The organism is Rhizobium sp. 05L429 (assembly GCF_056397645.1).
Window position 1 is genome coordinate 198,718 of record NZ_JBFTNV010000007.1, and the last position, 17,736, is coordinate 216,453.

Annotated in this window: 14 protein-coding genes; 10 read left to right on the plus strand and 4 right to left on the minus strand. The window is 59.7% G+C overall.

All coding sequences use genetic code 11. The features are described 5' to 3' along the window. The first annotated feature begins 87 nt into the window (after window positions 1–87). Window positions 88–1,335 carry a TCR/Tet family MFS transporter gene (locus AC1DNW_RS09910; protein ID WP_113308838.1) on the plus strand — a complete coding sequence of 416 codons (1,248 nt, stop codon included), beginning with the start codon at window positions 88–90 and terminating at the stop codon, window positions 1,333–1,335. Between the two features lie 139 nt (window positions 1,336–1,474). Continuing rightward, window positions 1,475–2,878 carry an MATE family efflux transporter gene (locus AC1DNW_RS09915; protein ID WP_113308839.1) on the plus strand — a complete coding sequence of 468 codons (1,404 nt, stop codon included), beginning with the start codon at window positions 1,475–1,477 and terminating at the stop codon, window positions 2,876–2,878. Window positions 2,879–2,894: 16 nt separating this feature from the next. Here AC1DNW_RS09915 and AC1DNW_RS09920 read toward each other — a convergent pair whose 3' ends face one another. Continuing rightward, window positions 2,895–3,215, minus strand: coding sequence for an antibiotic biosynthesis monooxygenase (locus AC1DNW_RS09920; RefSeq protein ID WP_113308840.1), 321 nt, complete (start codon window positions 3,213–3,215; stop codon window positions 2,895–2,897). A 113-nt stretch (window positions 3,216–3,328) separates the two neighbouring features. Further along, on the minus strand, window positions 3,329–4,534 hold the full coding sequence (gene carA / locus AC1DNW_RS09925) for a glutamine-hydrolyzing carbamoyl-phosphate synthase small subunit (protein ID WP_113308861.1): 1,206 nt from the start codon (window positions 4,532–4,534) through the stop codon (window positions 3,329–3,331). Window positions 4,535–4,900: 366 nt separating this feature from the next. Between carA and AC1DNW_RS09930 the strand changes: the two genes are divergently transcribed. Next, the gene (locus AC1DNW_RS09930) at window positions 4,901–5,353 is read left to right on the plus strand and encodes a GatB/YqeY domain-containing protein (protein WP_113297627.1); all 453 of its coding nucleotides are present in this window, start codon (window positions 4,901–4,903) and stop codon (window positions 5,351–5,353) included. Here the strand turns inward: AC1DNW_RS09930 and AC1DNW_RS09935 are convergent. Then, the gene (locus tag AC1DNW_RS09935) at window positions 5,334–6,230 is read right to left on the minus strand and encodes a hypothetical protein (RefSeq protein WP_113297628.1); all 897 of its coding nucleotides are present in this window, start codon (window positions 6,228–6,230) and stop codon (window positions 5,334–5,336) included. The two genes, AC1DNW_RS09930 and AC1DNW_RS09935, sit on opposite strands and share 20 nt — an antisense overlap. A gap of 768 nt (window positions 6,231–6,998) precedes the next feature. On the opposite strand from AC1DNW_RS09935, the gene dnaG reads away from it, so the two are divergent. From dnaG to AC1DNW_RS09965, 6 genes are all read left to right on the plus strand, one after another. After that, entirely contained in the window at window positions 6,999–9,017 is a 2,019-nt protein-coding gene (gene dnaG / locus AC1DNW_RS09940) for a DNA primase (protein ID WP_113308862.1), read from the plus strand. Continuing rightward, window positions 9,017–10,882 (plus strand): DNA helicase RecQ, encoded by a 1,866-nt coding sequence (gene recQ, locus AC1DNW_RS09945; protein ID WP_113308841.1) that lies wholly within the window; start codon window positions 9,017–9,019, stop codon window positions 10,880–10,882. Before dnaG ends, recQ begins: the two co-directional genes overlap by 1 nt. Window positions 10,883–10,974: 92 nt before the next feature. Next, window positions 10,975–11,703 (plus strand): class I SAM-dependent methyltransferase, encoded by a 729-nt coding sequence (locus AC1DNW_RS09950; RefSeq protein WP_113308842.1) that lies wholly within the window; start codon window positions 10,975–10,977, stop codon window positions 11,701–11,703. 66 nt (window positions 11,704–11,769) lie between these two features. Then, a complete protein-coding gene (locus AC1DNW_RS09955) occupies window positions 11,770–12,957 on the plus strand; it encodes a glycine C-acetyltransferase (RefSeq protein ID WP_113308843.1) in 1,188 nt (395 codons plus the stop codon). Window positions 12,958–12,978: 21 nt separating this feature from the next. Beyond that, window positions 12,979–14,016 (plus strand): L-threonine 3-dehydrogenase, encoded by a 1,038-nt coding sequence (gene tdh / locus AC1DNW_RS09960; protein ID WP_113297632.1) that lies wholly within the window; start codon window positions 12,979–12,981, stop codon window positions 14,014–14,016. Window positions 14,017–14,026: 10 nt separating this feature from the next. Next, complete coding sequence (locus AC1DNW_RS09965) at window positions 14,027–14,374, plus strand: GFA family protein (RefSeq protein ID WP_113308844.1); 348 nt, start codon at window positions 14,027–14,029, stop codon at window positions 14,372–14,374. Window positions 14,375–14,383: 9 nt separating this feature from the next. On the opposite strand, the gene AC1DNW_RS09970 is transcribed toward AC1DNW_RS09965, so the two are convergent. Beyond that, window positions 14,384–14,935, minus strand: coding sequence for a L,D-transpeptidase family protein (locus tag AC1DNW_RS09970; protein WP_113308845.1), 552 nt, complete (start codon window positions 14,933–14,935; stop codon window positions 14,384–14,386). 519 nt (window positions 14,936–15,454) lie between these two features. Between AC1DNW_RS09970 and rpoD the strand changes: the two genes are divergently transcribed. Further along, window positions 15,455–17,509 carry an RNA polymerase sigma factor RpoD gene (gene rpoD, locus AC1DNW_RS09975; RefSeq protein WP_113297634.1) on the plus strand — a complete coding sequence of 685 codons (2,055 nt, stop codon included), beginning with the start codon at window positions 15,455–15,457 and terminating at the stop codon, window positions 17,507–17,509. Window positions 17,510–17,736: the final 227 nt, after the last annotated feature.

Sequence of the window (17,736 nt, forward strand, 5' to 3'; positions counted from 1 at the left end):
GTATTGTTTCGGCTATTTCAATCGGCTATGTCATATACTCGGCGACGAGATCGTCTTTTCAGAAAATACCGGCTGTAGAGATGTCTCATGCTTGATCCGAAATTCGTTCGCCGCGGCCTTTTCCTGGTCTTCATCATTCTCTTTCTGGATATTATCGGCATTGCCATCATCATGCCGGTGCTGCCCGTTTTTCTGGAGGAGTTGACGGGTGGCACGGTCAGCGATGCGGCCGTCGACGGCGGCTGGCTGATGCTGATCTATTCGCTGATGCAGTTCCTGTTTGCGCCGCTGCTCGGAAACTTGAGCGACCGTTTCGGGCGCCGCCCGATCCTGCTGCTCTCCGTGCTGACCTTCGCGTTCGATAATTTCATCTGCGCCATTGCCACCAGCTACTGGATGCTCTTCGTCGGCAGGGTGCTCGCGGGCATCAGCGGCGGCAGTTTCGCCACCTGCTCGGCCTATATCGCCGACATCAGCAATGAGGAGAACCGCGCCAAGAATTTCGGCCTGATCGGCATCGCCTTCGGTGTCGGTTTCACGGTCGGCCCCGTTATCGGCGGCTTCCTAGGCGAGTTCGGGCCGCGCGTGCCGTTCTTCGGTGCGGCCGCGCTTTCCTTCATCAATTTTGTCGCCGCCTGTTTCCTGCTGCCGGAGACGCTGGAAGCGAAGAACCGCCGCACCTTCGAATGGAAGCGAGCAAACCCGCTCGGCGCTTTGCGGCAGATGCGGCACTATCCCGGCATCGGCTGGGTTTGCCTCGTCATGTTCCTGTTTTTCCTCGCCCATGCCGTCTATCCCTCGGTCTGGTCCTTCGTCTCGACTTTCCGTTACGGCTGGAGTGAAGGGCAGATCGGCCTGTCCCTCGGCATCTACGGGATCGGCGCAGCTCTCGTCATGGGACTCGTTCTTCCGCGTGTCGTCCCTGTTCTCGGTGAATGGAAGACGGCGCTGCTTGGCCTGTGTTTCTCGATGACCGCTCTCACAGGCTATGCCTTCGCCTGGGAGGGCTGGGTCGTCTATGCCGTGATCGTATTGACGGTCATGGAGAATGTCGCGGATCCGCCGCTTCGCAGCATTGCGGCCGGCAAGGTGCCGCCTTCGGCACAGGGCGAGCTGCAGGGCGCGCTCACCAGCATCAGCAGCATCACGACGATTATCGGCCCGCTGATCTTCACGCAGATGTTCGGCTATTTCACCAAGCCGGACGCGCCGGTCATCTTCGCCGGTGCGCCCTTTCTCTTGGCAGCGTTTTTCATTCTTTTCGCGGCAGTTGTATTCCTGATGCGGGTGACGACGGCGAAGACGCCGGCAGGCGCTTTCAACGCCGCCGAGTGATCTATCAAAATCAGTGAAGCCATGATGAATTTTTCAGCATCTGCCCGTTTCAGGGTGGTTCTTTGCGCTATTTTGCTCTAAGGCGACAGGATATTTGCCGTAATATGGCCCAAACAGATTCAATTACAGGAAGAGTGTCATGGACACGCCGATCGAGGTGCGCGCCGCCGCGCCTGCCACCGACAACCGCTGGTCTGCGCATTTCCGCGCCACGCTGATGCTCGGCGTGCCGTTGATCGGTGCCCAACTGGCGCAGTTCGGCATCGGCATGACCGACGTTATGATCGTCGGCCAGCTCGGAGCCGAGCATTTGGCTGCCATGGTGCTTTCGGCGCAGTTCCTGTTCACGATCCTGATCTTCGGTTCGGGTTTTGCGATTGCCGTCATTCCGATGGTGGCGCAGGCCTATGGCCGCGGCGACGTGGTGACGGTGCGCCGGTCGCTGCGCATGGGTATCTGGGTGGTCATCTGCTACTGGCTGCTGATGCAGCCGGCCTTCTTCAATTCCGAGGCGATCTTGCAGTACTTCGGTCAGAAGCCGGAGGTCGCGAAGCTCGCCCATGGCTATATCGTCATCGGTCAGTTCGGCGTGCTGCCGGGCCTGCTCTACAATGTGATGCGCGCACTCGTCAGCGCCATCGGCAAGGCCGGCGTCATTCTCCAGGTCACCATCGCCATGCTGGTGCTGAATGCGATCGGCGCTTACATCCTGGTGCTCGGTCATTTCGGCCTGCCGGTCATGGGCCTTGAAGGTGCTGCCATCGTATCTGTTGCGGTGCAGGCGGCCGGTTTCCTGTTCATTCTGTCCTACGTGCAGAGCAGGGAGGAGACGCGGCGCTACGAGATCTTCGTGCGTTTCTGGAAGCCGGACTGGCATGCCTTCTTCGAGGTCATCCGCTTGGGCTTGCCGATCAGCATCACCATCCTGGCCGAAGTCAGCCTGTTCACCGCCGCCTCGCTGCTGATGGGCCATATCGGCACGATCGAACTTGCAGCCCACGGCATTGCCCTGCAGTGGGCTTCGATGGCCTTCATGATCCCGCTCGGTCTTGGCCAGGCGGCAACCGTCCGCGTCGGCGTTGCGCACGGGCAGGGCGATCACGCCGGTCTGGTGCGGGCTGCGATCACCGTGCTGATCATCGCCAGTGTTGCCGCGATCATCGGCAGCATCATCTTCGCGACCATACCGCAGGTTCTCGCGCGCCTGTTCCTCGATGTCAGCCTGCCGGAGGCGCCTCAGGTGCTGGCCTATGCCGGTCCGCTGATCATCATTGCCGGCCTCTTCCAGTTCGTCGACGGCCTGCAGGCAATCGCCAGCGGCTTGTTGCGCGGACTGAAGGATGCGCGCGTGCCGATGATCATGGCGCTGATCGCCTATTGGCCGATCGGTTTCTTCCTCGCATGGGCCTTTGCCTTTCCGTTCGGTTTCGGCGGGCTCGGCATCTGGTACGGCTTCCTCGTCGGGCTTGCGGCCGCTGCCGCCATGCTCTGCGCGCGCTTCTATATCCTCGTTCGCCGGGAAGGGGTCGCGGCCGGCGCGTAGGCCGGCCGTTTTTTTGTCAGGCAGCCACTGGCTTGTAGCTGGCGAGATCGGCGCGAATGCCAAGGCGCGCAAACATTTCCTGCGGGTCGAAATTGGCCGCCTTGTGGGCTGCGGCGACAACTGCCCGCACACGCTCGACAACATCGGCGCTTTCCCACTCGGCAACTGTTACAAAATTGAATTCGCCGGGGCCGGCAACCTGTTCCAGCACCGCATGATTGACGAAGCCTTCCTGGGCTTCCAGCACCTTATGGGTCATCATCACTTTGACGAGAAATTCCTCGCGCGCCGCAGCCGGCACGACGAATTTGTCTATTCTGTAGAAAGCTCCGCTCATCCAGTTTCTCCTGCATCTGATGTGTTGCAGGCACTTCTGTAATTCCTCAAGTTATGTTGAGGTCAATATGCGGACAAAGAAAAAGGCCCGCTTGAATGGGCCTTGAACTGATATCAGCGTTCGGCGAGTGCCGGTTCGCCCTTCTTCTCGCGCACCATGTTGACGAAGCGGCGGAAGAGGTAGTGGCTGTCCTGCGGACCGGGGGAGGCTTCCGGATGATGCTGGACGGAGAAGACCGACTTGCCGAGAACGCGCAGGCCGCAATTCGTACCGTCGAACAGCGAAACGTGAGTCTCCTCAACACCTTCGGGCAACGACTTCGTATCGACCGCGAAGCCGTGGTTCATGGAGACGATCTCGACCTTGCCGGTCGTGTGGTCCTTGACGGGATGGTTTGCGCCGTGATGGCCCTGGTGCATCTTCTCGGTCCTGGCGCCGAGTGCCAGGCCCAGCATCTGGTGGCCGAGGCAGATGCCGAAGACCGGGATATCGGTGCTGATCAGTTCCTTGATGACTGGCACGGCATATTCGCCAGTGGCGGCTGGGTCGCCCGGGCCATTCGACAGGAAGATCCCATCCGGCTGAAGGGCGAGCACATCCTGTGCACTCGCCGTTGCCGGCATGACCGTGACCTTGCAGTCGAGACCGGCGAAGAGGCGCAGGATATTGCGCTTCACGCCGTAATCCAGGCAGACGACATGATACTTGCTGTCAGCGGCGGCGAGTTCGCCGTAACCTTCGTTCCAGATCCAGGGGGTCTGCGACCATTGCGAGGACTGCCCGGACGACGCGATCTTGGCAAGGTCGAGGCCTTCGAGGCCGCTCCAGGCCTTGGCTTCTGCCTTCAACGCGTCCACATCGAAGTTGCCTGTGGGGTCATGGGCGATAACGGCGTTCGGAGAGCCGTTTTCGCGAATCCAGGCGGTCAGCGCGCGCGTGTCGATGCCGCAGAGGCCGACGATGCCGCGGGCCTTAAGCCAGGCGTCGAGGTGCTTTGCGGCACGATAGTTCGAGGGTTCGGTGATATCGGCCTTGAAGATCACCCCGACTGCGCCGTGGCGGGCAGCCGGCGTCAGGTCTTCGATGTCTTCTTCGTTGGTGCCGATATTGCCGACATGGGGGAAGGTGAAGGTAACGATCTGGCCGAGATAGGAGGGGTCGGTCAGGATTTCCTCGTAACCGGTCAGCGCGGTATTGAAGACCGCCTCGGCCTGGACCTTGCCGGTGGCGCCGATGCCCTTGCCTTCGATGACGGTGCCGTCGGCGAGAACGAGCAGGGCGGTCGGCTTTTCGGTTGTCCAGGGTGCTGTCGCGGTCATCTTCATCCCGTTTCCGGCGGGCTCTTGCGTTCGGTAACGCTGGCCGGCCATTTGATCTCGCAGGTGCAGGCGCGCGGCTTTGGCCGCGTTTGACGCCTGATCACGAATTTTGGTGCAGGTGGCGGTAGATAGCCACGCTCTTTGCCTAGGTCAATCTTTGTACCGCAGATTGCTGCACTTTTCCTGCTGATATTGCCGGGATTCTCGCAATTTATTTGATCCCACGCATCAGCCTGGTTTATGAAGCGCCATTCTAAAGCGGCGGTCCAAGAGACGGATTCGTCGCTCCAGGTTTTTGTTCAAGCATCGGACCACCCGAAAACCGCTTCGCACTTTTCGGTGCGATGCTCCAGAAGGAGTAACGACATGCTGCGCGATCAACTCAGCACCCAGCTCAAAGAGGCCATGAAGGCGAAGCAGACGGAGCGTCTTGGCACCATCCGCCTCATCCAGGCGGCGATCAAGGATCGCGACATCGCCAATCGCGGCGTCGGCAAGGAAGAGGCTGGTGACGACGAAGTGCTGCAGATCCTCGCCAAGATGGTGAAACAGCGCGACGAGTCGGCAAAGATCTACGAAGAGAACGCTCGTCCCGAGCTTGCAGCCAAGGAGCGTGCCGAAATCACCTTTATCCAGGACTTCATGCCCAAGCAGCTTTCCGACGACGAGGTGCGCGCAAATATTGCTGCCATCATCAAGGATGTCGGCGCCGAAGGCCCGAAGGACATGGGCAAGATAATGGCTGCCCTGAAAGAGCGCTACGCCGGCCAGATGGACTTTGCCAAGGCCTCCGGCACCGTCAAAGAGCTGCTGAAATAAGACGTCTTGCCTGCGGTTGTTCTTCGACCGCAGGCCCAAGCACCGTTTCGGCGCCAGCGTCGATAATGGCGAATTTCGCCGCCTGATAATTCCAATATTCGAGCACGAAGCCGCGGGAGAGCCAGAAATCGCCCTTTCTCGGCGGCTCGGTCCAGCCCACGCTTCCCATATCCGCCGCCTGCGTGAGCAGGCGCTTTAGGTGCGTATTGGAAATCATGAACTGATCGCGTATCTCGCGCAGCGACAGTGGACCGACGGCGACGCGGTCGGCGGAACGGGGAAAGTCCGGCAGGCGCGAAATCAGATAGTCCATGACGAGGCCGCCGGAATTGGCCCAGTTGAAGAGGTTGAAGGTGGCGCCAGGGTCACGGACAGCTTCAGTCTCGATGATCTTTCTGGCAATGACCGGCTGCAGGCGCGCGATCAATTTGGGATCGGTCGTCAGATTTTCCGCGCGGCTACCGCCATCGAGGCTATCGAGAATCATCAGGTGGGCGGTCAGCCATTTGGTGAAATGGTGTTCGGCCGTTTCCGTCGGTTCGAGAAAGCGGGTGCGTTTGTCGTCGCCCGGAACGGGGCGCAGGAAGCGATAGGCCAGCATTTCCTGCACGAAGGCGGCTGCGGTGTTGCGGCTGGCGATCTTGTTCTGGATGACGAAATCGATGAAGCGGCCGGAGTAAAGGCCGCGCTTCTCATCACCGGGATAGCCATAATAAAGAGCAAAGCCCGCATGCGCCATCAACCAGCGCTGTTGTGCTGCGAATATCGATGCAATACGCGGGCTCTCGCGATAGATCGCGAGCATTTGATTGGCACAATGAAGAATTGCAGCAAGAAAATTATCATCGGCTGCAAGTTTTTCTGCGGTGTAGGCCATAGCGCTGTCCAGGAGTTTTGCGCATTCATTTGCCACGCCTATTGGAAGTGTCAATGCTTTTGTATTTTAGGGGTTAATCAGTAAGGTAAAGCTCAATAAAAGCCACGGCGAAGAGCCCTGAGCATTTCCGGTTTTCTCCGAAAGACGGAAATACTCCGTCGCTTTGCTTTTACGCAATTCCGGACGCAAAACCGCAGCGCACTTTTGCTGAAATTGCTCCCAAAAATAAGAAGGCAGGAGCTGGGGGCGCTCCTGCCTTCTTGCTCTTTGCTTCCGTCGGCGACGCAGGGTCGAAACCCAAGCCGGCGGGTATTTGCAAAGGCACCCTTGCGAGGCGGCGCCGGGGGTAGGGATGGTGCCTCGCTCGGGGATCGCTTTGTTGAGACCGAACTTATTGCGACGCCCCGGCTTATTCAAATTACAAAAATATAATAATCCCGAATCCGACCTTCCGGATTGTGTATACGGACGCGTGTGGCGCTCTTCCGGGAGGGTAATCAAAACTGGCCATTTCTTTTTTAAATTATTGTTTTCACTTTGTCTTTCGAAGCGACGGGCTCTCGCGGCGTGGATGAAACCGGTGCCTCGAAAATTGAGAGATGTCAAAAATGTCGCACCCCCTGCGCGATGCCGATAACGCGTTGTTGAATGGCGCCGGCAAGCGTTTGTGACAGTGTCTCCCGCCCTGTGAAAAGCGGGACTTACGGCAGAAGTTTCGTGGCGCGGCGCGGCAAAGCTGCTTATATGGAGGTTCTGCAAGAGGTAGAGATGCGCTTTTCCCCCACCTTCCTGGACGATATCCGCGATCGCGTTCCCATTTCGAACGTGATTGCGCGGCGCGTGAGCTGGGACAAGCGCAAGACCAACGTTTCGCGCGGCGACTATTGGGCCTGCTGCCCCTTCCATGGCGAGAAGTCGCCGAGCTTCCACTGCGAAGACCGCAAGGGGCGCTACCATTGTTTCGGCTGCGGCGTGACCGGTGACCATTTCCGCTTCCTGACCGAACTCGAAGGCCAGAGTTTCCCAGAAGCCGTGCAGACGATTGCCGACATGGCCGGCGTGCCGATGCCGGTTGCCGATCCGCAGATGGAAAAACGCGAGAAGGAGCGCACGTCGCTTCTCGACGTCATGGAAATGGCGACGCAGTTCTTTCAGGGCCAGTTGCAGACGGCGAATGGCGCGCGAGCACGCGCCTATCTGCGCGAACGCGGGCTGACGGGCCGTACCATCGAGACCTTCCGGCTGGGTTTTGCGCCTGACAGCCGCAATGCGCTGAAAGAATTTCTGGCGGGCAAGGGCGTGCCCAAGGAGCAGATCGAGGCCTGCGGGCTTGTCGTGCACGAGAATGTGCCTGTTTCCTACGACCGGTTCCGCGACCGCATCATGTTCCCGATCCTGTCCTCCCGCGAGAAGGTCATTGCCTTCGGCGGCCGCGCCATGTCGCCGGATGCGCCTGCGAAGTACCTCAATTCGAATGAGACCGAGCTCTTCCACAAGGGCAATGTGCTTTACAATTTCGCCCGTGCGCGGCGCTCGATGCAGGGGGCTAATGGCGAAGGCACGATCATCGCCGTCGAAGGCTACATGGATGTGATCGCGCTGCATCAGGCGGGCATCGAGAATGCCGTGGCACCGCTCGGTACCGCGCTGACGGAAAACCAGCTCGACCTGCTCTGGAAGATGACGTCGCAGCCGGTGCTCTGCTTCGATGGCGACGGCGCCGGTATTCGTGCCGCCAACCGCGCCGCCGATCTGGCACTGCCGCATCTGAAGCCGGGACGCAGCGTGCGTTTCGCTCTGCTGCCTGATGGCAAGGATCCCGATGATCTCGTGCGTCAGGACGGCAGGGCACCTTTCGACAAGGTCATGGCGCAGGCAAAACCGCTTTCGGAGATGCTCTGGGATCGCGAGGCGAGAAACGGCACTTTCGATACGCCGGAAGCGCGCGCCGAGCTGGAAGCGCGGTTGAAACAGCTCGTTGCCGTCATTGGTGACGAGAATGTGCGCCGCCATTACCAGCAGGATATGCGCGACCGGCTGAACAGCTTCTTCCAACCGCAGTTCCAGAATCGCGGCGGCGATCGTCGCAACTTCGGTGGCGGCGGCAATTTCGGTGGTGGCAGCAATTTTGGTAGGGGCGGCAATTTCCGTGGGCAGAAGGAGCAGGGCGGGAAGGCCGGAGGACCTCGAACGCAGGCGTTCGCATCGGATCGCCTGACCCGTTCGGGCCTCGTGCGTGGCCATCAGGAAAATGCGGCGCTCCGTGAGTGTGTGCTGGCGCTGACTGTCGTCAACCATCCCGCGCTGATGCTTGACGACTATGACGAGATCGCTGCCATCGATTATGACAATCGCGATCTGCAGAAGCTCTGGTCGGCGATGCTGGGAGCGGCTGCCATTGTCGCGGGGCCGCATCTGACACGTGATTACCTGTTGGAGTGCCTCGATGTCGCGGGCTTCGGTTCGCTCCTGAAGAACCTTGATCAGCAGGTGCGTAATGCCCGGCTCTGGACGGCCACCGAGCAGGCAGCGATGGAAGATGCCCGCGAGGGTTATCGCCAGGCGCTTGCCTTCCACAAGCGTGCCAAGGATCTGCGCTGGCAGAAGATCGAACTGGAGCGTGATATCGCGCAAGCGACGGAGGCGGGCGACGATGCCGAGATCGATCGGCTGATGCGCGCTTCACAGGAAGTCCATTTCGAGGCGTTGCGGCTTGAGAACCAGGAAGCCATCATCGATGGCTTCGGTGTGCTTTCCGGCCGCGTCAAGGGCGCTGCGAGCCACTGATGCAGCAGACCGAACGCAACGAACCGCCGCTCTCCGCATCGGACGCCCTGTTTGCGGGCCCGGCCCAGCCGCTTGACGTATTGAAGCGCATTTATGGCTACCCCGCCTTTCGCGGGCGTCAGCAGGAAGTGGTGGAGCATGTCGTTGCCGGTGGCGATGCAGTCGTGCTCTTCCCGACCGGCGCTGGCAAATCGCTCTGCTTCCAGATCCCTGCGCTTTGTCGCCAAGGCCTCGGCATTGTCGTCTCGCCGCTGATTGCGCTGATGCGTGATCAGGTGGAAGCGATGAAGCAGCTCGGCATTCGCGCCGCCGCACTCAATTCCTCCATTTCTCGCGAGGAATATGTCGCGATCCGCCGTGCTATTTCCTCTGATAATCTCGACCTGCTCTATGTCACACCGGAACGCATCCTCACGGATGGTTTTCGCGAAATTATCAGCAATGCGAAGATCGCGCTTTTCGCCATCGACGAGGCGCATTGTGTCTCCCAATGGGGCCATGATTTCCGGCCGGAATACCGCGAACTCGGCAGGCTTGCGGAGCATTATCCCGGCGTGCCGCGCATTGCACTGACGGCGACCGCCGATCCGCATACGCGGGAGGACATTATCGAGCGGCTGATGCTCGACAATGCCGAGGTCTTCACGACGAGCTTCGACCGGCCGAACATTGCCTATGAGATCGTCGAGCGGGATCAGCCGCGCCAGCAGCTCTTACGTTTTCTCGCCGGCCACAAAGGCAATAGCGGTATCGTCTATTGTCTGTCGCGCGCCAAAGTCGAGGATACGGCGGATTGGCTGAACACACAGGGTATCCGGGCACTTGCCTATCATGCCGGCATGGACCGGGCGCTGCGCGACGCCAACCAGGATGCTTTCCTGAAGGAAGAAGAACTCTGCCTTGTCGCCACCGTTGCCTTCGGCATGGGCATCGACAAGCCTAACGTGCGTTACGTCGCCCATCTCGATCTGCCGGGCTCTGTCGAGGCCTATTATCAGGAGACGGGCCGTGCGGGCCGCGACGGCCTGCCCTCCGAAGTCTGGATGGCCTATGGCATGGCTGATGTGATCCAGCGCCGGCGGATGATCGATGAGGGCAATGCGGCAGACGAGATCAAACGCATAGAGCGCGGCAAGCTGAATGCGCTGTTGGCGATCTGCGAGACGGCGTCCTGTCGGCGACAGGCGATCCTGGCGCATTTCGGCGAGGCGCATGGCGGCAAATGCGGCAATTGCGATACCTGCGTGAAGCCGGTCGAAACCTGGGACGGGACGGAAGCTGCGATCAAGGCGCTGGCCGCTATCTACCGCACCGGCGAGCGTTTCGGGGCAGGCCACGTGATCGATGTGCTCATAGGCAACATCAATGAGAAGACCGAGCGCTTCGGACATGTCGGTATGCCGGTCTTCGGCGTCGGCAAGGATATTCCGGCGCGCACCTGGCAATCCGTCTACCGCCAGCTTCTGGCGATGGGGCTGGTGCGTACCGATCACGAAGCTTTCGGCGCCTTGAAGCTGGAGCCGGAGGCGCGTTCCGTCTTCAAGCGTGAGCGGGAAGTCTTCTTCCGTAAGGATCGCGCGCCTTCCGAGCGCCGGGCGAAAAAGACCGAGCGTGCGGAGCGCAGGACCGGGCTTTCGGGTGCAGATGGCACGCTCTTCGAGGCGCTCAGGGCCGAGCGCATGTCGATCGCCAAATCGCTCGGCGTGCCGCCCTATGTCGTCTTCCCCGATACGACGCTGATTGCCTTTGCCACCGAACGGCCGCGCAGCCGTAAGGAACTGCTTGGCATTTCCGGCGTCGGCCAGTCGAAGCTCGAGCGCTACGGCGACGCCTTCCTCGATATCATCCTGTCTCACGATGAATAGCGCGGCTATGTAGGCTTTAGCCTTGCGACCCCAGGATGCCTTATTCTTGAGAGGATGACGGGTGTCTTACAGTTGCTCTCGGGAGGATCGTCATGAGCCAGAATATCTATGATACGGCGGAATTCTTCGCCGGATACAGCGTCATGCGCCGCTCGATCGAGGGGCTTGATGGCGCTGCCGAATGGCCGGCGGTTCAGGCGCAATTGCCGGATCTCACGGGCAAGCGCGTTGTCGATCTCGGCTGTGGTTTCGGTTGGTTTGCGCGGTATGCCCGTTCAGCCGGTGCCGCAAGCGTGCTCGGTCTCGATATCTCGCAGAAAATGATTGCCCGGGCGAAGGCGGATACGCGGGATGAGGCGATCACCTATGGGATTGCCGATCTCGAAGAGCTGCAACTGCCGGCAGCCTCGTTCGATTTTGCGCATAGTTCGCTTGCATTTCACTATGTCAGCAACTTCGTGCGGCTCGTTGCGATGGTTCACCGGGCGCTCGTTCCCGGCTCGCATTTCGTCTTTACGATCGAGCATCCGATTTTCATGGCACCGCGCAATGCCGGCTGGAGCACCGATAGTGAGGGACGGCGCATATGGCCGCTCGACAGCTATGCGGTCGAGGGAAGCCGGACGACGGACTGGCTGGCCAAAGGTGTCGTCAAACAGCATCGCCGCCTCGGCACGACAATCAACACGTTGATCGCTGCCGGCTTTACCATCCGCCATGTCGAGGAATGGGCGCCGAGCGAGCCGGATCTCGCCGAACATCCTGAGTGGGCCGAGGAGCTCGACCGGCCTACCTTTCTGCTTGTCACAGCTGAGCGTTGAGCAAGACAAGCCGATGGCGATGTGCTAACCGACGCTCAACGGGAAACATCAAGAGAAGGGCCTATAATGACCTCGAATTTCCTCTCGCATCTGCGCAGCGAACTCGCCGCTCTCAAGGATGCCGGTCTCTACAAATCCGAGCGCATCATCACCTCCAAGCAGGCTGGCGAAATCGCTGTTGCCTCCGGTGAGCGGGTACTGAATTTCTGCGCCAACAACTATCTGGGTCTGGCCGATAACGAAGAGCTGGCGGATGCCGGCAAGAAGGCGCTCGACCGGTACGGCTACGGGATGGCCTCGGTGCGCTTCATCTGCGGCACGCAGGAAGAACACAAGCAGCTCGAAGCGCGGATCTCCTCCTTCCTCGGCATGGAAGACACGATCCTCTATTCCTCCTGCTTCGATGCCAATGGCGGCCTGTTCGAGACGCTGCTCTCCGAAGAGGATGCGATCATTTCCGACGCGCTGAACCATGCCTCGATCATCGACGGCGTGCGCCTCTCCAAGGCCAAGCGTTTCCGCTACGCCAACAATGACATGGCGGCCCTTGAGGAAGAGCTGAAGAAGGCCGAAGGCAGCCGCTTCAAGCTGATCGCAACCGACGGCGTCTTCTCCATGGACGGCATCATCGCCAATCTGCAGGGTGTGTGCGATCTCGCCGAGAAATACGGCGCGATGGTCATGGTGGATGACAGCCACGCCGTCGGCTTCGTTGGTAAACATGGCCGCGGCTCGCCGGAATATTGCGGCGTCGAAGGCCGGATCGATATCATCACCGGCACGCTCGGCAAGGCGCTCGGTGGTGCGTCCGGCGGCTATACCTCGGCCAAGGCCGAGATCGTGGAATGGCTGCGGCAGCGTTCGCGCCCCTATCTCTTCTCCAACACGCTGGCGCCGGTTATTGCCGCTGCCTCGCTGAAGGTCTTCGACCTCATCGAAAACGGCGATGCGCTGCGCGAGCGGCTGACGGCGAATGCGACGCTCTTCCGCTCGGAGATGACCAAGCTCGGCTTCACGCTGGCAGGCGAGGGGCATGCGATCATCCCGGTCATGCTGGGAGACGCGAAGCTCGCGCAGGATATGGCGGCACTGATGCTGAAAAAGGGCGTCTACGTAGTCGGCTTCTCCTTCCCCGTCGTGCCGAAGGGTCAGGCGCGCATCCGCACGCAGATGTCGGCTGCGCATTCGAAGGCGGATGTGGAGCGGGCAATTGCCGTCTTTGCCGAAGCAGGCCGTGAACTCGGCGTTATCTAAGGGCCTTGAGGAGAAAAGATCATGTCCAACATGATGAAGGCACTGGTCAAGGCGAAGCCCGAAGTCGGCCTCTGGATGGAAAATGTGCCGGTGCCGGAAGTCGGCCCGAACGACGTGCTGATCCGAGTGAAGAAATCGGCGATCTGCGGCACGGACGTGCATATCTGGAACTGGGACCAGTGGGCGCAGAAGACCATTCCGGTGCCGATGGTCGTCGGCCATGAATTCTGCGGCGAGATTGCCGAAATCGGCTCGTCCGTCACCAAGTACCATGTCGGCGAGCGTGTCTCCGGCGAGGGGCATATCGTCTGCGGCAAGTGCCGCAACTGCCGTGCGGGCAGGGGCCATCTTTGCCGCAACACGCTCGGCGTCGGGGTCAACCGGCCGGGCTCGTTCGGTGAGTTCGTCTGTATCCCGGAAGCCAATGTCGTGCCGATCCCGGATGATATTCCGGATGAGATTGCAGCGATCTTCGATCCCTTCGGCAATGCCGTCCACACGGCTCTTTCCTTCGATCTCGTCGGCGAAGACGTGTTGGTCACCGGTGCCGGACCGATCGGCATTATGGGCGCTCTCGTCGCCAAACGCTCGGGCGCGCGCAAGGTCGTCATAACCGACATCAACCCGAACCGGCTCGATCTCGCCCGCAAGCTCGGCATCGACTACGTGGTGGACGCCTCAAAGGAAAACCTTGCCGATGTGATGAAGGCGATCGGCATGACCGAAGGCTTCGATGTGGGGCTCGAAATGTCCGGTGCGGCACCGGCCTTCCGCGACATGATCGACAAGATGAACAATGGCGGCAAGATCGCCATCCTCGGCATTGCGCCTGCCGGTTTCGAGATCGACTGGAACAAGGTCATCTTCAAGATGCTGAACCTCAAGGGCATCTATGGCCGCGAGATGTTCGAGACCTGGTACAAGATGATCGCTTTCGTGCAGGGCGGCCTGGACCTGTCGCCTGTCATCACCCATCGCATCAAGATCGACGAATTCCGCGACGGTTTCGAGGCGATGCGCTCGGGCAATTCCGGCAAGGTCGTGATGGACTGGATGTGAGGAGGCGGGCATGAAATACGAGGGAAGCTGCCACTGCGGCAATATCGCCTTTACGGTCGAAGGCGCGTTTACGGAAGCAGTCGATTGCAACTGCTCGCTCTGCCGCCGGCGTGGCGGCCTGCTCGGCTTCGTACCGCGCGAGCAGCTACATCTGACGGTGCCGGAAGAAAACCTGTCGACCTATACGTTCAACACCCATGCCATCAAGCATCATTTCTGCGCCAAGTGCGGCATAGCGCCCTTCGGGGAAGCGACGGCGCCCAATGGCGTCGAGATGGCTTCCGTCAATCTGCGCTGCATTCCGGCGCTCGATCTGTCTGTCCTGACGGTGAATGCGTTCGACGGGCTGTCGCGCTAGGGCGATAGTTTAGGGCGCAATGTCAATGGGCGTATTATCGGGGACACGCGCCCAGATATCGCGCATCTCCTGGTCGGTCACGGCAATACACCCATCCGTCCAGTCCCACAGCCGGTGCATGTTCTGGAGAAAGCCCCAACCGTTAGGAAGCCCGTGGATCATGATATCGCCGCCGGGAGCAAAGCCTTTCGCTTCGGCATTCTGCCGATCGGCCGGATTTGGATAGGAGATGTGCAGACTGAGATGCGCCATGGACCTGGGATTTCGCCAGTCGATTTCGTAGCGTCCTTCGGGAGTTTTTTCATCGCCCTCCCGTTGCTTCGGCCCCTCATCGGCAGCGCTGCCGAGAGAAATCCGATACGTCGAGAGGGGAGTGTCGCCTTTGAAAAGGACCATGCGGCGTTCGGATTTATAGACACGAATGAGGTCAGCCTGTTGCGCCAGCGGCGCGTCCGGAGGCGGCGAGCCTGAGCCGATCCTCGCCATTACCTTCGTATAGCCGAGAACGTTGATGGCGACGACTGCTAGGACGGCTGCTAGAATGATCAGCTTATTTTTCAACGCGATCCTCGCCCCACTCCGGATCACGGCTTTTGAAGATTCGCCATAATCGTGCGCGATTTGCTTTTGCAACTCATGTTGGCGATTTGCGAAGAATCTGTGGCGTGAGGTTGGAATGATCCGCGGCTATTTCGGTGTTTATCCGAAAGCCCTTGTCTTTCCCCGGTGACATACTAAATAAGCGAAGCAATCGCTGGCGCGGTTCAAAGCCTGTGGATAAGGCTTTTTCCGGGTTTTCGGTGGCTTTTTTTCTGGAAAAGCTTGACGAGAACAAATTTTGTGGGAATCACCATTCGACTTGAGCGGTGAACTGGGTCAAGGCGGATCGCACAACCATGGCCGGAAATCCAATAGCAATGAAGATTTGCTGTCCGATGCCGGCAATCGTGGTTAATCAGGCTTTAAATGTCATCCCGTTAGGTGGGTATAGGTGATTCGAGGCCGGCGCGCACGTGCCAGGCCACGACAGGGTCATTCACCGCAGCGAGTATGAATAGCGTCAGGAAGGCGACGATATAAATGGCAACGAAAGTCAAAGAGAACGAAGAAGCGGAAGTCGAACGCGACGGCGCAAGCGACGGCCCTCTTCTCGATCTTTCCGATGACGCGGTCAAGAAGATGATCAAGGCCGCCAAGAAGCGCGGCTATGTGACGATGGACGAGCTCAACGCCGTCCTGCCTTCCGAAGAAGTGACGTCCGAACAGATCGAAGACACGATGTCGATGCTGTCCGATATGGGCATCAATGTCATCGAGGATGAAGAGGCTGAGGAAGCCGGCGCTTCGAGCAGCGACGATGACGACAGCTCCGACAATGACGAGAGCGAGGGCGGGGAGCTTGCGCCTTCCAGCGGCACCGCGCTTGCGACCGCCAAGAAGAAGGAGCCGACCGACCGTACCGACGACCCGGTGCGCATGTATCTGCGCGAAATGGGTTCAGTCGAGCTTCTGTCTCGCGAAGGCGAAATCGCCATCGCAAAGCGCATCGAGGCCGGCCGCGAAACGATGATCGCAGGCCTCTGTGAGAGCCCGCTGACCTTCCAGGCACTCATCATCTGGCGCGACGAACTGAACGAAGGCACGACGCTGCTGCGCGAGATCATCGATCTCGAAACCACCTATTCCGGTCCGGAAGCCAAGGCCGCCCCGCAGTTCCAGAGCCCCGAGAAGATCGAGGCCGACCGCAAGGCTGCCGAGGAAAAGGAAAAGACGCGGCGTGCGCGTTCCGGTGACGACGACATTACCGATGTCGGCGGCGAAGGCATGCCTCCGGAAGAGGAGGAAGAGGACGAGGACGAATCCAACCTCTCTCTCGCCGCGATGGAAGCCGAGCTTCGCCCGCAGGTCATGGAAACGCTCGACATCATTGCCGAGACCTACAAGAAGCTGCGCAAGCTGCAGGACCAGCAGGTCGAACAGCGCCTTGCCGCCACCGGCACGCTGTCTTCCGCCCAGGAGCGCCGCTACAAGGAGCTCAAGGACGAACTGATCAAGGCCGTCAAGTCGCTGTCGCTTAACCAGAACCGCATCGATGCGCTGGTCGAACAGCTCTATGACATCAACAAGCGTCTCGTTTCCAATGAAGGCCGCCTGCTGCGTCTGGCTGAATCCTACGGCGTCAAGCGTGACTCGTTCCTGGAACAGTACCAGGGCGCCGAGCTCGACCCGAACTGGATGAAGTCGATCGGCAATCTGGCCGCCCGCGGCTGGAAGGAATTCGCCAAGAGCGAAAACACGACGATCCGCGACATCCGCCAGGAGATCCAGAATCTCGCGACGGAAACCGGCATTTCGATCTCGGAATTCCGCCGCATCGTGCACATGGTGCAGAAGGGCGAGCGTGAAGCGCGCATCGCCAAGAAGGAAATGGTCGAAGCGAACCTTCGTCTCGTCATCTCCATCGCCAAGAAGTACACGAACCGCGGTCTGCAGTTCCTCGACCTCATTCAGGAAGGCAATATCGGCCTGATGAAAGCGGTCGACAAGTTCGAATACCGCCGTGGTTACAAGTTCTCGACCTATGCGACGTGGTGGATCCGTCAGGCGATCACCCGTTCGATCGCCGACCAGGCCCGCACGATCCGTATTCCGGTGCACATGATCGAAACGATCAACAAGATCGTTCGTACCTCGCGCCAGATGCTGCATGAAATCGGCCGCGAGCCGACGCCGGAAGAACTGGCCGAAAAGCTCGCCATGCCGCTCGAAAAGGTCCGCAAGGTCCTGAAGATCGCGAAGGAGCCGATCTCGCTCGAAACCCCCGTGGGTGACGAAGAAGATTCGCATCTCGGCGATTTCATCGAAGACAAGAATGCGCTGCTGCCGATCGACGCCGCCATCCAGGCGAACCTGCGCGAGACGACGACACGTGTTCTGGCATCGCTGACGCCGCGCGAAGAGCGCGTTCTGCGCATGCGCTTCGGTATCGGCATGAACACGGACCACACGCTCGAAGAAGTCGGCCAGCAGTTCTCGGTTACCCGCGAACGTATCCGTCAGATCGAAGCGAAGGCGCTGCGCAAGCTCAAGCATCCGAGCCGCTCCAGGAAGCTCAGAAGCTTCCTGGACAGCTAAGATCGCGCAAGCTGCGTTCATTCCTCGACAGCTAGTTTCAAGCTCCGACAACAATCGAAATCAGAACCCGGCCAGCCCTGTTGGCCGGGTTTTCTTTGAACGGAAGCCGCGGATTAATCCGCAGCTATTTTACTAAGCCGGATTGATGGCTGCGCATTGCTTGTCCCTCATTGGTGACAGGCTTATAATTTCGGTCGCGGGGGAAGGGAGCGGTCGCGGCGTGCGAG